Origin of the sequence: Streptomyces sp. NBC_01241 (assembly GCF_041435435.1) — a bacterium.
Lineage (GTDB): Bacteria > Actinomycetota > Actinomycetes > Streptomycetales > Streptomycetaceae > Streptomyces.
The window spans coordinates 2,007,121-2,024,564 of record NZ_CP108494.1; the positions used below are offsets into that span (position 1 = coordinate 2,007,121).

The following is a 17,444-nucleotide window of genomic DNA, read 5'->3' on the forward strand; positions in this document are numbered from 1 at the left end:
CCACCTTGTCTGGTGTTCCCGGAGCCAACCCGCTTCGTGACCCCCAGGACCGACGGCTCCCGCGCATCGCGGGACCGTCGGGTCTGGTGATCTTTGGTGTCACGGGCGATTTGTCCCGTAAAAAGCTGATGCCCGCCGTCTACGACCTGGCCAATCGCGGCCTGCTGCCGCCGGGCTTCTCCCTCATCGGTTTCGCGCGCCGCGAGTGGCACGACGAGGACTTCACACAGGAGGTCCACGACGCCGTCAAGCAGCACGCCCGTACGCCGTTCCGTGAAGAGGTCTGGCAGCAGCTCATCCAGGGGATGCGCTTCGTCCAGGGCAACTTCGACGACGACGACGCCTTCGAGACGCTGAAGGCGACGATCCAGGAGCTGGACAAGGCACAGGGCACGGGAGGCAACTTCGCCTTCTATCTGTCCGTGCCGCCGAAGTTCTTCCCCAAGGTCGTCCAGCAGCTCAAGAAGCACGGGCTCGCGGACCAGAAGGAGGGTTCCTGGCGGCGTGCCGTCATCGAGAAGCCCTTCGGCCACGATCTGAAGAGCGCACAGGAGCTCAACCAGATCGTGCACGACGTGTTCCCGCCCAACGAGGTCTTCCGGATCGACCACTACCTGGGCAAGGAAACGGTCCAGAACATCCTGGCGCTGCGGTTCGCCAACACGATGTTCGAGCCGATCTGGAACAGGTCGTACGTCGACCACGTCCAGATCACGATGGCCGAGGACATCGGCATCGGCGGCCGGGCCGGCTACTACGACGGCATCGGCGCCGCCCGCGACGTCATCCAGAACCACCTGCTCCAGCTGCTGGCACTGACGGCCATGGAGGAGCCCGGCTCCTTCCACCCGAAGGCCCTGGTCGCCGAGAAGCTCAAGGTGCTCACGGCGGTGGAACTGCCGGACGACCTGGGCAAGCACACGGTGCGCGGCCAGTACGCGCGCGCCTGGCAGGGCGGCGAGGAGGTCCTCGGCTATCTGGAGGAGGACGGCATCGACCCCAAGTCGACGACCGACACCTTCGCCGCGATCAAGCTGACGATCAACAACCGCCGCTGGGCGGGCGTGCCGTTCTACCTCCGTACCGGAAAGCGGCTCGGCCGCCGCGTCACGGAGATCGCGGTCGTCTTCAAGCGCGCCCCGTATCTGCCCTTCGAGTCCGGTGCGACGGAGGAGCTGGGCGGCAACGCCCTGGTCATCCGGGTCCAGCCGGACGAGGGCGTGACCGTGCGGTTCGGCTCCAAGGTGCCCGGCACCTCGATGGAGGTCCGGGACGTCACGATGGACTTCGCGTACGGCGAGTCCTTCACGGAGTCCAGCCCGGAGGCGTACGAGCGGCTCATCCTCGATGTGCTGCTCGGCGACGCCAACCTGTTCCCGCGGCACCAGGAGGTCGAACTCTCCTGGAACATCCTCGACCCGATCGAGGAGTACTGGGACAAGCACGGCAAGCCCGCGCAGTACCCGGCGGGCACCTGGGGCCCGGCCGAGGCGGACGAGATGCTCGCACGAGACGGACGGAGCTGGCGTCGGCCATGAAGATCGATCTCACGGAGACCACTTCCAGCAAGATCAACCAGGCGCTGGTGTCGGCCCGCCGGGCCATCGGTACCCCGGCCATCGGCATGGTGCTGACCCTGGTCATCGTCACCGACGAGGAGAACGCGTACGACGCGCTCAAGTCGGCCGGCGACGCCTCGCGCGAGCACCCCTCGCGGATCATCGCGGTGATCAAGCGGGTCAGCCGTTCGCCGCGCAGCCGCCGGGACGCCCGGCTCGACGCCGAGGTGCGGGTCGGCTCCGACGCGGGCACCGGCGAGACCGTCGTCCTGCGTCTCCACGGCGAGCTGGCCAACCACGCCCAGTCGGTGGTCCTGCCGCTGCTGCTGCCGGACGCCCCGGTCGTGGTCTGGTGGCCCGAGGACGCACCCGACGACCCGGCGAAGGACCCGCTGGGCGCGCTCGCCCAGCGCCGGATCACGGACGCGTACTCCTCGGAGCACCCGAGCGACGAACTCGCGGTCCGCGCCCGGTCGTACACCCCGGGCGACACCGATCTGGCCTGGACCCGCATCACGCCGTGGCGCTCGATGCTCGCCGCCGCGCTCGACCAGCAGCACGTCGAGGTCGTCGCGGCGACGGTCGAGGGCGAGTCGGAGAACCCAAGCTGTGAGCTGCTCGCCATGTGGCTCGCCGACCGGCTCAAGGTTCCGGTGGAGCGCACCCAGTCCGACGGCCCCGGTCTGACGGCCGTGCGGATGGCGACCAAGAACGGTGTCATCGTCCTGGACCGGCCGGACGGTTCGCTGGCCACGCTCTCGATGCAGGGCCAGCCCGACCGTGCGGTGGCGCTCAAGCGGCGGGAAACCTCCGAGCTGCTCGCCGAGGAGCTGCGGCGCCTGGACCCGGACAACACCTATGAGGCGACGGTGAAGTTCGGCGTGGAGAAGCTCGGCGGACCGGCGGCGCAGAAGCCTGCCGAGCCCAAGTCCACCGAGCCCAAGTCCACCGAACCGAAGTCCGGCGGGACCGCCGCCCCGGCCGCCGCCAAGAAGACGGCGGCCAAGAAGGCGGCGACGAAGTGAGTGTCCCTCAGCTTGTCGTGCACCGCGACAAGGAGCTGATGGCGCAGGCCGCCGCGGCCCGGCTGATCACGAGGGTCGTGGACGCCCAGGCCGCCCGGGGCTACGCCTCGGTGGTCCTCACCGGCGGGCGCAACGGCAACGGCCTGCTGGCCGCCCTCGCCGCCGCGCCCGCCCGGGACGCGATCGACTGGTCGCGGCTCGATCTGTGGTGGGGCGACGAGCGGTTCCTGCCGGAAGGCCATCCGGAGCGCAATGTCACGCAGGCCCGCGAGGCCCTGCTCGACTCGGTGCCGCTGACCCCGTCCCGGGTGCACGCGATGCCCGCCTCGGACGGCCCCTGCGGCAATGACGCCGACGCGGCCGCCGCCACGTACGCCGGGGAACTGGCCGCGGCGGCCGGTCCGGAGGACCACGGTCCGGTGCCGACGTTCGATGTGCTGATGCTGGGCGTCGGCCCGGACACGCATGTCGCGTCGCTCTTCCCGGAACTGCCCGCGATACGGGAGACCGAGCGCACCGTCGTCGGTGTGCACGGCGCCCCCAAGCCGCCGCCCACCCGGGTCTCGCTCACGCTGCCCGCGATCCGGGCGGCGCGCGAGGTGTGGCTGCTCGCCGCGGGTGAGGACAAGGCGGAGGCCGCGGAGATCGCGCTCTCGGGTGCCGGGGAGATCCAGGCCCCGGCGGCCGGTGCGTACGGACGCAGCCGCACCCTGTGGCTGCTGGACGCGGCGGCGGCCTCGCGGCTGCCGCGTGCGCTGTATCCGCCGGCCTCTCCCTGAGTGGCCGTCAGTACCGTTGCGTCCGGGCCCGGTTCGCTCCTCGGAGCGGCCGGGCCCGCGGCATGAAAGGGCGGGGAGCCGGGCGCGCCGTCCCCCGACGCCCCGGATGTCGTGGCGCCGGCCGGCACCGGGGCAGCTGATTCCGCGTCATCGGCGCGACGCACGGCCCCTCCAGCGCTCATCCGGCCGCCGGGGTGCGCTCCAGGAAGGGTTCCAGCAGGCCCGGGACCGCCTGCGAGGCGAAGTCGAGGCCCTCGCTCGCGTCCGCGTCGTACGCCGTGTACGCGCCCGCTCCCGCGGCCGTCGTCGCGGTGAGACTCAGCACGCCTGACCGCCGCTGGAAGTACGTCTGCCGGACCGTCCAGCCGATGACCCCGGCCCGCTCCAGCGCGGCGGTCGAGCGCCGGACCGTGCCCGAGCGGACCACCAGGTAGTCGCCGCTGAGGCCATGTCCCAGACCGCGGTACGCGTCAAGGGCCACGAACACCCCCAGAGGCAGCCCCACGGCCGCGCAGCCGAGCGCGGTCCAGAGCAGTACGGGGGTCACCAGCACGCCGAGCACGGCCTGGACGGCCACGGGGACGACGACGGCCCAGAACGCCCGGCGCAGCCGCCGGCCGCGGGCCGCGACGGGGTGCCCGGTCAGCGGGGCGCCCGTCGGGGACGTGGTCGCGCGCAGGACGTCGGCGGCCACCGTGTCGGCGACGGGCCGGGGTGCGGCGGGCAGCAGGGTGTTGTGGTCGCCGTGCTGCTCCTCGTCGTCCTTGGCCAGTCCGGTGGTGATCGCGTCGACGCGGGCGGCGCCGAAGAGCCGGATGCCGAACGGTTCGACGAGGTCGACTCCGCGCAGCCGCCGCTCCTCGATGGAGACGGACCGGGAGGTCAGCAGGCCGCGCCGGATGCGCAGGGTGCCACCGAGTTCGCGCTCCAGCCGGTAGCCCCACCACATCTCGACCCACAGGCCGAGCGCACCGACGACACCGGCCGCCACAGCCGCGACGGCGAGGATCACGATCATGGCCGTCAGCGAGGTGTCACGGAACCGGTCGCCGACCCAGTCGATCACCTGCCCCTGCGCCCCGAACCAGTCGCTGACCTGCATCACCGCACCGACCGCCGCGCCGCCGAGTGCGGGGGCCACGAACGAGACCGGTGCGTAACGGATCCAGCGCGGGTCGAGGGCGACGAGTTCGCCCTCGCGATGCGTGCCCGGGGTGCCGGTGGCCGTACGCTCCAGCAGTTCGCGGCGGAGCCGTTCACCCTCGGCCCTGGGAACCGGGTCCAGTTCCAGGGTGGATTCGCCGCCGGAGCGCTCACCGGTGCCGATACGGACGGTCACCAGGCCGAGGACCCGTTGGAGCGGATGGGCGGTGAGGTCGACGCTGCGGATGCGTTCACGGGCCAGTGAGCGCTTCTTGACCAGGAACAGGCCGGTGTGGAGCTCGACCCGTTCGATGCCGACGCGGTAGCGGGTGCGGCGCCACCGTACGTAGTCGCCGGCCGCGGCGGAACCGATCAGCAGGAGCGCGCCGGCCAGCACCCACGCGACCGCGTGCCCGAGGCCGAACCGCCCGGAGAGCCCGAGCGTGGTGGGCGCGGCCGCACCGGCCGCCACTCCGACCGTGACGAGTGCACTGACGAGGACCGTACGCCGGTCCAGCCGCCGCCAGTCGGTGTCGGGGCCGGTGGCGCGGTCGTCGTCCCCGGCGTCCGGGGAGACGACCGCCTCGGCGCTCATGTGGCGTCCCCGGGGGTGTCCTGGGTGATCCGGGTCAGCCGCTCGGCCAGCTCGGCCGCCAGCTCGTGGCCCAGTCCCTCGATCCGGACCGCGCCCTTGGACGATGCGGTGGTCACGGTGACCGTGGCGAGCCGGTAGAGCTGTTCGAGCGGGCCGCGGACGGTGTCCACGGTCTGGATGCGGGACATCGGGGCGATCCGCCACTCCTGTCGCAGGACGCCGGTTCTGACGTACACCGCTTCGTCGGTGACCTCCCAGCGATGAGTGCGGAACCACCAGAGGGGGAAGAGGACGGCGCAGCCGATGCCGAGGACCGCGAGGATCGCGGCGGGCAGCAGCAGCCAGAACCGGGCGGGCTCGATGAGCACGCCGAGCACCGCCAGGACGGCCACCGGCGCCGCGGTCAGCAGCAGCCACTGGGCCCGCCACCAGCCGACGGCCCGCGCGTCCAGAGTGTTGCTGGGCGGCCTCAGCCGCACCGTCCGCTCCCCCGTGGTCATCGGCTCAGCGCCCCCTGCGGGCGCGGTATGCCGTAACGAGTGCGGCGGTCGAGCTGTCCAGCTGCTCGCCCCCCTTGCCTTCGGTCAGCACCGGCTCGATCTTCTTGGCCAGGACCTTGCCGAGCTCGACGCCCCACTGGTCGAAGGAGTCGATGTTCCAGATGGCGCCCTGGACGAAGACCTTGTGCTCGTACAGCGCGATCAGCTGGCCGAGGACGGACGGCGTCAGCCGGTCGGCGAGGATCGTCGTCGTCGGGTGGTTGCCCTGGAAAGTCTTGTGCGGCACCAGTTCCTCGGCGACGCCCTCGGCGCGGACCTCGTCCGGCGTCTTGCCGAAGGCCAGCGCCTGGGTCTGGGCGAAGAAGTTGGCCATCAGCAGGTCGTGCTGGGCGACGAGACCGGGCAGCAGGTCGGCGACGGGCTCGGCAAAGCCGATGAAGTCGGCCGGGATGACCTTGGTGCCCTGGTGGATGAGCTGGTAATAGGCGTGCTGCCCGTTGGTGCCGGGGGTGCCCCAGACGACCGGTCCGGTCTGCCAGTCGACCGGATTGCCGTCCCGGTCCACGGACTTGCCGTTGGACTCCATGTCCAGCTGCTGCAAGTACGCGGTGAACTTGGACAGGTAGTGGCTGTACGGCAGCACGGCATGCGACTGGGCGTCGAAGAAGGCGCCGTACCAGACGCCCAACAAGCCCAGCAGCAGCGGGACGTTGTCCTCGGCGGGAGCGGTGCGGAAGTGTTCGTCGACGAGGTGGAAGCCGTCGAGCATCTCGCGGAACCGGTCCGGGCCGACGGCGATCATCAGCGAGAGGCCGATGGCGGAGTCGTAGGAGTAGCGGCCGCCGACCCAGTCCCAGAACTCGAACATGTTGGCGGTGTCGATGCCGAAGTCCGCGACCTTCTCGGCGTTGGTGGACAGCGCCACGAAGTGCTTGGCAACCGCGTCCTGACCGGCCCTCAGACCGGTCAGGAGCCAGTTGCGGGCCGAGGTGGCGTTGGTGATGGTCTCGATCGTGGTGAAGGTCTTCGACGCGATGACGAAGAGCGTCTCGGCCGGGTCGAGATCGCGCACGGCCTCGTGGAGGTCGGCGCCGTCGACGTTCGACACGAAGCGAACGGTGAGCGAGCGGTCCGTGAAGGAGCGCAGCACCTCGTACGCCATGGCGGGGCCGAGATCGGAGCCGCCGATGCCGATGTTGACGATGTTCTTGATGCGCTTACCGGTATGACCGGTCCACTCCCCCGACCTGATGCGGTCGGAGAAGGCCGCCATCCTGTCGAGCACGGCGTGCACGGCCGGCACCACGTTCTCGCCGTCGACCTCGATCACCGCATCACGCGGGGCGCGCAGCGCAGTGTGCAGGACGGCGCGGCCCTCGGTGGTGTTGATCTTCTCCCCGCGGAACATCGCGTCCCGCAGCTCCGCCACCCCGGTGGCCTCTGCGAGCTCACGCAGCAGCCGGAGCGTCTCGTCGGTGACCAGGTGCTTGGAGTAGTCGACGTACAGATCGCCGACCCGGAGCGTGTATCCGGTGCCGCGCTCCGGATCGTCCGCGAAGAGCTGCCGCAGATGGGTGGTCCCGAACTGCTCGCGGTGCTTGCCCAGAGCGGTCCACTCGGGCGTCTGGTTGAGCCTGGTTCGGCTTGGTGTATTCATCCCGGATATCAGCCCACTTCTTCTCGTACCTGCAGATGCCCCGCTGCCCTTCCAACCTAATTGATCAGAAGGGCGGACGAGACGACGGCGAGCTGCGGCACGGCGAAAGCGGTCCGGCCGGGCACCTGTGAGGTGCCCGGCCGGTGAACAACAACTAGATCTCGCCCCGGAGTTTCGCCAGGGCCTCGGCGAGGATGGCCTCGCCGTCCGCATCGCTGCGCCGCTCACGTACGTACGCGAGGTGCGTCTTGTACGGCTCGGTGCGCGGCGGGTCCGGCGGGCTGTCCCGGTCCTGGCCGGCCGGGAAACCACAGCGCGGGCAGTCCCAGGTCTCCGGTACCTGCGCGTCACTGGCGAAGCTCGGCTGCGTCTCGTGCCCGTTCGAGCACCAGAAGGAGATGCGGAGGCGTGGTGCGGACTCGCCCCGCTCGGCCTCCCCCATCGGCCCCGCTCCGACCCGGCTTCCCCGGATCGCGTTGCCACTTGCCACGGTCGTAACTCCCTGCGTGATGGTGCTCGAAGATGCCCCAGTCTACGTAAGGCCCAACGCGCGTCCAGTGAAAGGAGTTACACCCTCACCGGGAATCGCCTACGACGGGTCAGTTGTCCAGCTTGATCAGCAGACCAAGCACAACAATGCACGCGAACCAGGCCAGGCCGACGAAGACCGTGATCCGGTCGAGGTTCCGCTCGGCGACCGAGGAGCCGCCCACGGACGACTGCATACCGCCACCGAACATGTCGGAGAGGCCGCCGCCCTTGCCCTTGTGCATCAGCACCAGCAGCATCAGCAGCAGGCTGAAGACGATCAGGGCGATCTCGAACGCCAAAATCACGGCTGGTCCCTACTTTCCGGAATTCTCTGGACTGCATGTGCGAACAGCGGAGGCCGGGAGGCTATACCCTCCTCGGCCCCCGCAAGGGTACGACGGATCCGCGCTACCGCATACTCACTGGTCGCGGAAGCGGACGATCTTGACGAACTCGTCGGCGTCCAGTGCGGCGCCGCCGATCAGCGCGCCGTCCACGTCGGGCTTCGACATGATCTCGGCGACGTTCCCGGACTTCACGGAGCCGCCGTACTGGATACGGACCGCGTCGGCCAGGTCCTGGGAGTACAGCTCGGCGAGTCGGCTGCGGATCGCCCCGCAGACCTCCTGGGCGTCGTCGGCGCCGCAGACCTTGCCGGTCCCGATCGCCCAGACCGGCTCGTACGCGATCACGATCGACTCGGCCAGCTCGGCGGGAACGTCCTTGAGACCGCCGTCGACCTGCGCAAGCGTGTGCGCGACATGGTTGCCCGCCTCGCGGACCTCCAGCTCCTCGCCGACACAGAGGATCGGGGTCAGGCCGTGCTTGAAGGCGGCCTTCACCTTGGCGTTGCAGAGCTCGTCGGTCTCGCCGTGGTACTGGCGGCGCTCGCTGTGGCCGACGGCGACATAGGTGCACTTCAGCTTGGCGAGCATCGGGCCGGAGATCTCACCGGTGTACGCGCCGGAGTCGTGCGCCGAGATGTCCTGGGCGCCGTACTTGATCTTCAGCTTGTCGCCTTCGATCAGCGTCTGGACGGAGCGCAGATCGGTGAAGGGCGGCAGGACGGCGACCTCTACGGCGTCGTAGTCCTTGTCGGTCAGCGCGAAGCCGAGCTTCTGGGTGTGGGCGATGGCCTCGAGGTGGTTGAGGTTCATCTTCCAGTTGCCCGCCATCAGCGGGGTACGGATGGTCATGAAAGGTCAGTCCTCCAGTGCGGCCAGGCCGGGAAGCGTCTTGCCCTCGAGGTATTCGAGGCTGGCGCCGCCACCGGTCGAGATGTGTCCGAATGCGTTCTCGTCGAAGCCCAGGATGCGGACGGCAGCGGCGGAGTCGCCACCACCGACCACACTGAAGCCCGAGGAGTCCACGAGGGCCTGGGCGACGGCCCGGGTGCCCTCGGCGTAGTCGGGGTGCTCGAAGACGCCCATCGGGCCGTTCCAGAAGACGGTGACGGCGTCGGCGAGCTTCGAGGCGTACAGCTTGTTGGTCTCGGGGCCGTTGTCCAGGCCCATGAAACCGACGGGGATCGCGTCCGCGGGTACGGTGCGGTGCTCGGTCGGCGCCTTGGTCCTGAGGTCCGGGAACTGCTCGGAGACCACGACGTCGACGGGGAGCACGAACTCCACGCCCTTCGCCTCGGCGCGCTCGAGGTACTCCAGCACCGCCGGGATCTGGTCCTCCTGGAGGAGGGAGCTGCCGACCTCGTGGCCCTGGGCCTTGAGGAAGGTGTACGCCATGCCGCCGCCGATGAGGATGCGGTCGGCGCGCTCCAGCAGGTGGTCGATCACGCCGAGCTTGTCGGAGACCTTCGAGCCGCCGAGCACGACGGCGTACGGGCGCTCGACGCTCTCGGTGAGCTTCTTCAGGACGCCGACCTCGGTGGCGATCAGGTCGCCGGCGGCGTGCGGCAGCCGGGCCGGGAGGTCGAACACCGAGGCGTGCTTGCGGTGTACGGCTCCGAAGCCGTCGCCCACGTACACATCGGCGAGTTCGGCGAGCCGGTCGGCGAACGCGCCGCGCTCGGCGTCGTCCTTCGACGTCTCACCGGGATTGAAGCGGAGATTCTCGATGACGGCGACCTTGCCGTCGGTGAGCGCGGCGACCGTGGCGCGGGCGGACTCGCCGACGGTATCGGTCGCGAACGCCACGTCCGCGCCGATGAGTTCACCGAGACGGGCGGCGGCGGGGGCCAGGGAGAAGGCGGGGTCCGGGGCACCCTTGGGGCGGCCCAGGTGCGAGGCGACAATGATCCGCGCACCGGCCGCGGCGAGCTTCTCCACGGTCGGCCGGACGGCGCGGATGCGGCCGTCGTCGGTGATGGTGGTGCCGCTCAGCGGCACGTTGAGGTCGGCGCGGACGAATACGCGCTTGCCGGTGACCCCTTCGGCGAGAAGTTCGTCGATCGTCTTCATCTTGCTGGACTCCTTGAGAGGACGAGAGGGCATGCAACGGGGCTCGAACGGCGCCGCGTTGCGCCTTTCGAGCCCCGTGCTCACTTCGAGGTGCCTGCCGATCCGACGGTCAGAGCTGGCTGCCGACGAACACGGTCAGGTCGACGAGGCGGTTGGAGTAGCCCCACTCGTTGTCGTACCAGCCGATGACCTTGACCTGCGTGCCCTCTGCCATGGTCAGCAGGGAGTCGAAGGTGCAGGAGGCCGGGTCCGAGACGATGTCCGAGGACACGATCGGGTCCTGGGTGTAGGCCAGCTTGCCCTTGAGCGGGCCTTCCTCGGCGGCCTTCTGGAACGCGGCGTTGACCTCGTCGCGGGTCACCTCGCGCTCCAGCGTGATGACCAGGTCGGTGACCGAACCGGTCGGGACCGGGACGCGCATCGCCATGCCGTCGAGCTTGCCCTTGAGCTGCGGGAGCACCAGAGCGGTGGCCTTGGCGGCGCCCGTCGTGGTCGGGATGATGTTCTCCGCCGCGGCGCGGGCGCGACGCAGGTCGGAGTGCGGGAAGTCCAGGATGCGCTGGTCGTTCGTGTACGCGTGAACCGTCGTCATGAGGCCCTTGACGATGCCGAAGTTCTCATCGAGAACCTTGGCCATCGGCGCGACACAGTTGGTGGTGCAGGACGCGTTGGAGATGACGTGGTGGCTGGCCGCGTCGTACTTGTCCTCGTTGACACCCATCACGATCGTGATGTCCTCGTTCTTGGCCGGGGCCGAGATGAGGACCTTCTTGGCGCCACCCGCGATGTGCTTCTCGGCGTCGGCCTTCTTGGTGAAGATGCCGGTCGACTCGATGACGATGTCGACGCCCAGCTCACCCCAGGGGATGTCGGCCGGGTTGCGCTCGGAGAGCACCTTGATGGTGTGCCCGTCGACGGTGATGCTGTCGGCGGTGTGACTGACCTCGGCCTTGAGACGGCCCAGGATCGTGTCGTACTTCAGAAGGTGTGCCGTGGTCGCGGTGTCACCCAGGTCGTTGACAGCCACGATCTCGATGTCCGCACCCTGCTCCAGCAGCGCGCGGAAGTAGTTACGACCGATGCGGCCAAAGCCGTTGATGCCTACGCGGATCGTCACGAACCGATCTCCTCGTTAGGTACGCGGGGTTGCCCCCGGCGAGTTGTATGAGATGTCCCCGACCGCCTCCGACCCTACCTCTCCGATGGCCTCGGAGTGACATCGAGCAGGGCCGTACGAAGCGCCGAGGCCCGTACTCCGCGGTAGGAGTACGGGCCTCCGGATGCCCGGCCGTACACGCAGTGGCGATTACGGAGAGTCAACACCCTCGGGAAGGCCATGCGTTCTGGATTCGGCCGATTTCATGGCCTTTCACAGGTCACCCCACCAGGCCGTCTGCGAGCTCCTCGCTGAGGGTGGATTCCGTACCCGGAATGCCCAGGTCCTGGGCCCGCTTGTCGGCCATCGCCAGCAGCCGGCGGATCCGGCCGGCGACCGCGTCCTTGGTCAGCGGCGGTTCGGCAAGCGCGCCCAGCTCCTCCAGGGATGCCTGCTTGTGCTCCATGCGCAGCCGCCCGGCGGCCGCGAGGTGCTCGGGCACCTCCTCGCCCAGGATCTCCAGCGCACGCCCCACCCGGGCGCCCGCGGCGACCGCGGCCCGCGCGGAACGGCGCAGATTGGCGTCGTCGAAGTTGGCGAGCCGGTTGGCGGTGGCGCGGACCTCGCGCCGCATCCGCCGCTCCTCCCAGGCCAGCACCGACTCGTGGGCGCCGAGCCGGGTGAGCAGGGCGCCGATCGCGTCGCCGTCACGGACGACGACCCGGTCCACGCCGCGCACCTCGCGGGCCTTCGCCGCGATGGACAGCCTGCGGGCCGCGCCGACCAGCGCGAGCGCCGCCTCCGGGCCCGGGCAGGTCACCTCCAGCGAGGAGGAGCGGCCCGGCTCGGTGAGCGAGCCATGGGCCAGGAAGGCTCCGCGCCAGGCGGCCTCGGCATCGCAGGTGGCCCCCGAGACCACTTGCGGGGGCAGGCCGCGGATCGGCCGGCCACGGCCGTCCACCAGTCCGGTCTGGCGGGCCAGCTGGTCGCCGCCCGCCACCACCCGTACGACATAGCGGGAGCCGCGCCGCAGCCCGCCGGGAGCCATCACGATCAGCTCCGAGCTGTGCCCGAAGATCTCCAGGATGTCCCGCTTCAGCCGGCGCGCCGCCATCGCGGTGTCCAGCTCCGCCTCGATCACAATCCGGCCGCTCACCAGGTGCAGCCCACCTGCGAACCGAAGAATCGCCGAGACTTCTGCCTTCCTGCAGCAGGTCCGGGTCACGGGAAGCCGAGAGATTTCGTCCTTCACCGCGGGCGTCATCGCCATGGGCCGATCCTTCCATGCATCCGAAAAATACGGTCGTACGCGGCGGCCAACAGCTCCGGGTCATGAATCGGAACGCCGTCGGGTGAGGCCACCGGCGCCAGCTCGACCGCGGCACCGAGCCGCTCGGCGGCGTCGGCGAGGGACTCACGATCGGGCACGGCGGCTTCGTCGGCCAGCACCACGTCCATGGCGAGTTTAGGGGCGTGTCGTCCCAAAACCTCCAAATGACGCTGCGGGGAGAAGCCATCAGTTTCACCGGGTTGCGGTGCGAGGTTGAGCGAGAGGACCTTGCGGGCCTTGGTCTCGACGAGCGCGTCGAGCAGTTCCGGTACGAGCAGGTGCGGGATCACGGAGGAGAACCAGGACCCCGGGCCGAGCACCACCCAGTCGGCGTCCAGGACGGCGGCGACGGCCTCGGGGACGGCCGGCGGGTCGTGCGGGACGACGTGGACGGACTGCACCTCGCCCGGGGTGAGCGCCACGGTGGCCTGGCCACGGACCGTATCCACGTCGTCGGGGCGGGCCGGGTCGTGTCCCCGTACGAGCGCCTGGAGCTCCAGTGGCACGGCGGACATGGGCAGCACCCGGCCGTGCGCCCCGAGGAGCTTGCCGACCAGGTCCAGGGCCTGGACGTGGTCGCCGAGCTGCTCCCACAGGGCGACGATCAGCAGGTTGCCGACCGCGTGCTCGTGCAGGTCGCCCTTGGACTGGAAGCGGTGCTGGATGACCTGGGCCCAGGTCTGGCCCCAGTCGTCGTCACCGCACAGGGCGGCGAGCGCCTTGCGGAGGTCGCCGGGCGGCAGGACGCCGAGCTCCTCTCGGAGCCGGCCGCTGGAGCCGCCGTCGTCGGCGACCGTGACCACGGCCGTGAGGTCGCCGGTGATCCGGCGGAGCGCCGCGAGCGACGCGGACAGGCCCATGCCACCGCCGAGGGCGACGACTTTGGGCTGCGCCCCGCGCTTGCGGGCGGACAGTGCAGAGGTGGCTCTGCGCAGCCTCCGCAGGCGCAGATTACGACTGGTCACTCGCGCCCCATGTCCCGGTGGACGAGTACGGTCTCGATGCCTTCGGTCGCGAGCCGGGCCGCGAGCTTCTCGGACATGGCGACCGAGCGGTGCTTGCCGCCCGTGCAGCCGACGGCGATCGTCACGTAGCGCTTGCCCTCGCGGCGGTACCCGGCGGCGATGAGCTGGAGCAGTTCCGTGTACTGGTTGAGGAATTCCTTGGCGCCGGGTTGGTCGAAGACGTAGTCGGAGACCTCGGCGTTGAGCCCGGTGAACGGGCGCAGCTCGGGGACCCAGTGCGGGTTGGGCAGGAAGCGGCAGTCGACGACCAGGTCGGCGTCGACCGGCAGGCCGTACTTGAAGCCGAACGACATGACCGTGGCGCGCAGCTCCGGCTCCTCGTCGCCGGCGAACTGGGCGTCCATCTTGGCGCGCAGTTCGTGCACGTTGAGACTGGAGGTGTCGATCACCAGGTCGGCGTCGCCGCGCAGCTCGCGCAGCAGGTCGCGCTCGGCGGCGATGCCGTCGACGATCCGGCCGTCGCCCTGGAGGGGGTGCGGGCGGCGGACCGACTCGAAGCGGCGGACCAGGGCGTCGTCGGAGGACTCCAGGAAAACGATCCGCCGGGTGACGTGCTTGGTCTCCAGGTCGGCGAGGGAATCGCGGAGGTTGTCGAAGAAGCGGCGGCCGCGCACGTCGACGACGACGGCGATCCGGGCCACGTTGCCCTGCGAGCGGGCGCCGAGCTCGACCATGGTGGGGATCAGGGCGGGCGGCAGGTTGTCCACGACGAACCAGCCGAGGTCCTCCAGACACTTGGCCGCGGTGCTGCGTCCCGCGCCCGACATCCCGGAGATGATCACCAGCTCGGGGATGGCCCCGGCCCCGTCGCCCGGGTCGATCGTGGTGCCGGTACTCACGTGTCCTGCTCCGTCTGCTCGGTCGGTGCTGTCGTGCTCGACTTCGTGTTCGCGCCCGACTTCGTGTTCGTGTTCGTGCTCGTGCTCAGTCATGTCGTGCTGCCCCCGTCGTCCTCTTCAATGATCTCTCCTGTCGCCGTGTTCACGGCGGGCGTGGCCGGGGCGGCCGAGGCCAGGGCGATGGCCACTGATTCCGCCGTTCTGCGGCCTATCCCCGGCGCCTCGCAGATCTCGTCGATTGTCGCCTGCTTCAGCTTCTTCACGGAGCCGAAATGCTTGATCAACGCCTGTTTCCGGGTCTCGCCGAGGCCGGCGACGGCATCCAGGGGGCTGGACCGGATGCGCTTGGCCCGTTTGGCGCGCTGGTACGTGATCGCGAAGCGGTGGGCCTCGTCGCGGACGCGTTGGAGGAGGTAGAGACCTTCGCTGGAGCGGGGCAGGACGACGGGGTCGTCGTCCTCGGGCAGCCAGACCTCTTCGAGGCGCTTGGCGAGGCCGCAGACGGCGATGTCGTCGATCCCGAGCTCGTCGAGGGCGCGTTTGGCCGCGGCGACCTGCGGCTGACCGCCGTCGACCACGACGAGCTGCGGCGGATAGGCGAACCGCTTGGGACGACCGTCGTCCTCACGGGGCTCGGCGTCCGGATCGGGAGTGGTGTCCACCGGACCGGGGGTAGTGCCCACCGGACCGGGGGTAGTGCCCACCGGATCGGGGGTGGTGTCCACCGGATCGGGGGTAGGGCCCACCGGATCGGGGGTGGTGTCCGGGTCGGCGGCCGGGACGGCCGGGGCCGTCGAGGCGGTGTGCGGGGCCGGGACGGGGCCGCTCGGGGCGGGGGTCTCCTCCCACTCCCCCGTGCGTTCCTTCTCCTGGAGATACCGCTTGAAGCGGCGGCCGATCACCTCGTGCATCGACCGGACGTCGTCCTGGCCCTCGAAGCCCTTGATCTGGAAGCGGCGGTACTCGCTCTTGCGGGCGAGACCGTCCTCGAAGACGACCATGGACGCGACTACGTCGTCGCCCTGGAGATGGGAAATGTCGAAGCACTCGATGCGCAGCGGAGCCGTGTCGAGGCCGAGTGCCTCGGCGATCTCCTCCAGGGCCCGGGAGCGGGTCGTCAGGTCGGAGGCGCGTTTGGTCTTGTGCAGCCCCAGGGCCTGCTGTGCGTTGCGCTGGACCGTCGTCATCAGGTCCTTCTTGTCGCCGCGCTGCGGGATGCGCAGGCTGACCTGGGAGCCCCGGCGGTCGGCGAGCCACTGGGAGACCGCGTCGGGGTGCTCGGGGAGGGCCGGGACGAGGACCTCCTTGGGGACGGAGTCGCCCGTCTCCTCTCCGTACAGCTGTTGCAGGGCGTGCTCGACCAGGCCCGAGGTGTCGACGTTCTCGACCTTGTCGGTGACCCAGCCGCGCTGGCCGCGCACCCGGCCGCCGCGCACGTGGAAGATCTGGACGGCGGCTTCGAGGTCGTCCTCGGCGACCGCTATCAGGTCGGCGTCGGTGGCGTCGGCGAGGACGACGGCGCTCTTCTCCATGGCCCGCTTGAGGGCCTCCACGTCGTCACGGAGGCGGGCCGCCCGCTCGTACTCCATCTCTTCGGCCGCCGCCATCATGTCCTTCTCCAGGCGGCGGATGTACGTGCCGGTGCGGCCGGCCATGAAGTCGCAGAAGTCGACCGCCAGTTCGCGGTGTTCCTCGGGGGTGACCCGGCCGACGCAGGGGGCCGAGCACTTGCCGATGTAGCCGAGGAGGCACGGGCGGCCGGTCCTGGCGGCGTTCTTGAAGACTCCGGCGGAGCACGTACGCACCGGAAAGACCCGGAGCATCAGGTCGACCGTCTCGCGGATCGCCCAGGCGTGCCCGTACGGACCGAAGTAGCGCACGCCCTTCTTCTTGGCTCCGCGCATGACCTGGACGCGCGGGAATTCCTCGTTGAGCGTGACCGCGAGGTACGGATAGCTCTTGTCGTCGCGGTACTTGACGTTGAACCGGGGGTCGAACTCCTTGATCCAGGAGTACTCCAGCTGAAGCGCCTCGACCTCCGTGGAGACGACGGTCCACTCCACCGAGGCGGCCGTGGTGACCATCGTGCGCGTACGCGGGTGGAGAGCGGCCAGGTCCTGGAAGTAATTGGCCAGGCGCTGGCGCAGGTTCTTGGCCTTTCCGACGTAGATCACCCGGCGGTGTTCGTCGCGGAATTTGTAGACCCCCGGGGAGTCGGGGATCTGTCCCGGCTTGGGGCGGTAGCTGGAGGGGTCTGCCATGTGTCCCACCCTACTTGCGGGCAGTGACAGCACGGCCTGCCCGGCCGTGGTGCCGCGTTCCGGGGTACGGATCTCACGCTCACCGGCCGCCACCGGACCGTGCACCTGGTGGAGCAGGGGGTACGGCCCGGGCTGGTCGGCATCGGCCAGGAGTGATCGGCCGGGAGTGAATCCGCCCTCCGCGCGCCGTCAGGCGTCGGGGCCCGCGACGAGCTTTCCGCCCTCGATCCGGACCGGGACGGACGGCAGCGGCGCGGTCGCCGGGCCGCGCGTCGCCTGGCCGGTCGTCGTGTCGAAGCGGCTGCCGTGGCAGGGGCAGTTCCCGACGTTGTCCTCGACCTTGTCCAGCAGGCAGCCCGCGTGGGTGCACTGGGCGCTGAACGCCTTGTACTGGCCCTTGGCCGGGCAGCTGACGACGACCCGCTGTTCGCGGTAGAGCTTGGATCCGCCGACCGGAACCTCTTCCGGCACGCCGAGTTCGACGGGGGCGGTCGGCGTCGGCGTCTCGGCGTGGCCGAGCTTCGACTCGGTCGAGCAGGCGGCCACTCCCAGCCCGGCGACGCCGGCGAGAGCGGCGCCCTTCAGCACGGTACGGCGGGCGGCGGGCTGGCCGGGCATGCGGTCTCCACTGGTCAGAAGGGGCAGGGTGCAGAGGATTACCGGTCGACTGGGGCACCACGCGGACCAGAG

Annotated in this window: 16 protein-coding genes; 3 read left to right on the forward strand and 13 right to left on the reverse strand. The window is 70.0% G+C overall.

What is annotated here, in order from left to right; translation table 11 throughout:
- Positions 1-5 precede the first annotated feature (5 nt).
- Genes zwf through pgl form a run of 3 tightly spaced genes read left to right on the forward strand, consistent with a single transcriptional unit; the run spans position 6 to position 3,363 of the window.
- Positions 6-1,538, forward strand: a complete 1,533-nt coding sequence (gene zwf, locus OG306_RS08695; protein WP_266745522.1) for a glucose-6-phosphate dehydrogenase — start codon at positions 6-8, stop codon at positions 1,536-1,538.
- Positions 1,535-2,584 carry a glucose-6-phosphate dehydrogenase assembly protein OpcA gene (gene opcA / locus OG306_RS08700; protein ID WP_266745523.1) on the forward strand — a complete coding sequence of 350 codons (1,050 nt, stop codon included), beginning with the start codon at positions 1,535-1,537 and terminating at the stop codon, positions 2,582-2,584. Before zwf ends, opcA begins: the two co-directional genes overlap by 4 nt.
- Positions 2,581-3,363, forward strand: a complete 783-nt coding sequence (gene pgl, locus OG306_RS08705) for a 6-phosphogluconolactonase (RefSeq protein ID WP_266745524.1) — start codon at positions 2,581-2,583, stop codon at positions 3,361-3,363. Before opcA ends, pgl begins: the two co-directional genes overlap by 4 nt.
- Before the next feature lie 178 nt (positions 3,364-3,541).
- Here the strand turns inward: pgl and OG306_RS08710 are convergent, their stop codons facing one another.
- The 13 genes from OG306_RS08710 to OG306_RS08770 form a co-directional block, all read right to left on the reverse strand.
- On the reverse strand, positions 3,542-5,101 hold the full coding sequence (locus tag OG306_RS08710; RefSeq protein WP_266745525.1) for a PH domain-containing protein: 1,560 nt from the start codon (positions 5,099-5,101) through the stop codon (positions 3,542-3,544).
- A complete protein-coding gene (locus tag OG306_RS08715; protein ID WP_266745526.1) occupies positions 5,098-5,601 on the reverse strand; it encodes a PH domain-containing protein in 504 nt (167 codons plus the stop codon). The genes OG306_RS08710 and OG306_RS08715 overlap by 4 nt, the downstream gene beginning before the upstream one ends.
- Before the next feature lie 4 nt (positions 5,602-5,605).
- Positions 5,606-7,258, reverse strand: a complete 1,653-nt coding sequence (gene pgi / locus OG306_RS08720) for a glucose-6-phosphate isomerase (RefSeq protein ID WP_266745527.1) — start codon at positions 7,256-7,258, stop codon at positions 5,606-5,608.
- Between the two features lie 154 nt (positions 7,259-7,412).
- The gene (locus tag OG306_RS08725; RefSeq protein WP_072483070.1) at positions 7,413-7,748 is read right to left on the reverse strand and encodes an RNA polymerase-binding protein RbpA; all 336 of its coding nucleotides are present in this window, start codon (positions 7,746-7,748) and stop codon (positions 7,413-7,415) included.
- A 109-nt stretch (positions 7,749-7,857) separates the two neighbouring features.
- Positions 7,858-8,094: a preprotein translocase subunit SecG gene (gene secG, locus OG306_RS08730; protein ID WP_266736497.1), complete on the reverse strand. Its 237-nt coding sequence runs from the start codon at positions 8,092-8,094 to the stop codon at positions 7,858-7,860.
- A gap of 114 nt (positions 8,095-8,208) precedes the next feature.
- Positions 8,209-8,985, reverse strand: a complete 777-nt coding sequence (tpiA, locus tag OG306_RS08735) for a triose-phosphate isomerase (RefSeq protein WP_266745528.1) — start codon at positions 8,983-8,985, stop codon at positions 8,209-8,211.
- A gap of 6 nt (positions 8,986-8,991) precedes the next feature.
- Positions 8,992-10,203: a phosphoglycerate kinase gene (locus OG306_RS08740; protein ID WP_266745529.1), complete on the reverse strand. Its 1,212-nt coding sequence runs from the start codon at positions 10,201-10,203 to the stop codon at positions 8,992-8,994.
- Positions 10,204-10,312: 109 nt separating this feature from the next.
- The gene (gene gap, locus OG306_RS08745; protein WP_266745530.1) at positions 10,313-11,320 is read right to left on the reverse strand and encodes a type I glyceraldehyde-3-phosphate dehydrogenase; all 1,008 of its coding nucleotides are present in this window, start codon (positions 11,318-11,320) and stop codon (positions 10,313-10,315) included.
- 259 nt (positions 11,321-11,579) lie between these two features.
- Positions 11,580-12,569 carry a DNA-binding protein WhiA gene (gene whiA / locus OG306_RS08750; RefSeq protein WP_266745531.1) on the reverse strand — a complete coding sequence of 330 codons (990 nt, stop codon included), beginning with the start codon at positions 12,567-12,569 and terminating at the stop codon, positions 11,580-11,582.
- The gene (locus tag OG306_RS08755; RefSeq protein WP_266745532.1) at positions 12,560-13,594 is read right to left on the reverse strand and encodes a gluconeogenesis factor YvcK family protein; all 1,035 of its coding nucleotides are present in this window, start codon (positions 13,592-13,594) and stop codon (positions 12,560-12,562) included. The genes whiA and OG306_RS08755 overlap by 10 nt, the downstream gene beginning before the upstream one ends.
- Positions 13,591-14,586: an RNase adapter RapZ gene (rapZ, locus tag OG306_RS08760; RefSeq protein WP_266745533.1), complete on the reverse strand. Its 996-nt coding sequence runs from the start codon at positions 14,584-14,586 to the stop codon at positions 13,591-13,593. Before rapZ ends, OG306_RS08755 begins: the two co-directional genes overlap by 4 nt.
- Positions 14,583-16,754, reverse strand: coding sequence for an excinuclease ABC subunit UvrC (uvrC, locus tag OG306_RS08765; RefSeq protein WP_266745534.1), 2,172 nt, complete (start codon positions 16,752-16,754; stop codon positions 14,583-14,585). Before uvrC ends, rapZ begins: the two co-directional genes overlap by 4 nt.
- A 189-nt stretch (positions 16,755-16,943) precedes the next feature.
- Positions 16,944-17,372 (reverse strand): Rieske (2Fe-2S) protein, encoded by a 429-nt coding sequence (locus OG306_RS08770; protein WP_266745535.1) that lies wholly within the window; start codon positions 17,370-17,372, stop codon positions 16,944-16,946.
- Positions 17,373-17,444: the final 72 nt, after the last annotated feature.

Bases quoted from the DNA above. Each gene is read 5' to 3' on its own strand.
- opcA (WP_266745523.1), top strand. From the start codon at position 1,535: ATGAAGATCGATCTCACGGAGACCACTTCCAGCAAGATCAACCAGGCG.
- OG306_RS08710 (WP_266745525.1), bottom strand. From the start codon at position 5,101: ATGAGCGCCGAGGCGGTCGTCTCCCCGGACGCCGGGGACGACGACCGC.
- OG306_RS08715 (WP_266745526.1), bottom strand. From the start codon at position 5,601: ATGACCACGGGGGAGCGGACGGTGCGGCTGAGGCCGCCCAGCAACACT.
- pgi (WP_266745527.1), bottom strand. From the start codon at position 7,258: ATGAATACACCAAGCCGAACCAGGCTCAACCAGACGCCCGAGTGGACC.
- tpiA (WP_266745528.1), bottom strand. From the start codon at position 8,985: ATGACCATCCGTACCCCGCTGATGGCGGGCAACTGGAAGATGAACCTC.
- OG306_RS08740 (WP_266745529.1), bottom strand. From the start codon at position 10,203: ATGAAGACGATCGACGAACTTCTCGCCGAAGGGGTCACCGGCAAGCGC.
- whiA (WP_266745531.1), bottom strand. From the start codon at position 12,569: ATGGCGATGACGCCCGCGGTGAAGGACGAAATCTCTCGGCTTCCCGTG.
- rapZ (WP_266745533.1), bottom strand. From the start codon at position 14,586: ATGACTGAGCACGAGCACGAACACGAACACGAAGTCGGGCGCGAACAC.
- uvrC (WP_266745534.1), bottom strand. From the start codon at position 16,754: ATGGCAGACCCCTCCAGCTACCGCCCCAAGCCGGGACAGATCCCCGAC.
- OG306_RS08770 (WP_266745535.1), bottom strand. From the start codon at position 17,372: ATGCCCGGCCAGCCCGCCGCCCGCCGTACCGTGCTGAAGGGCGCCGCT.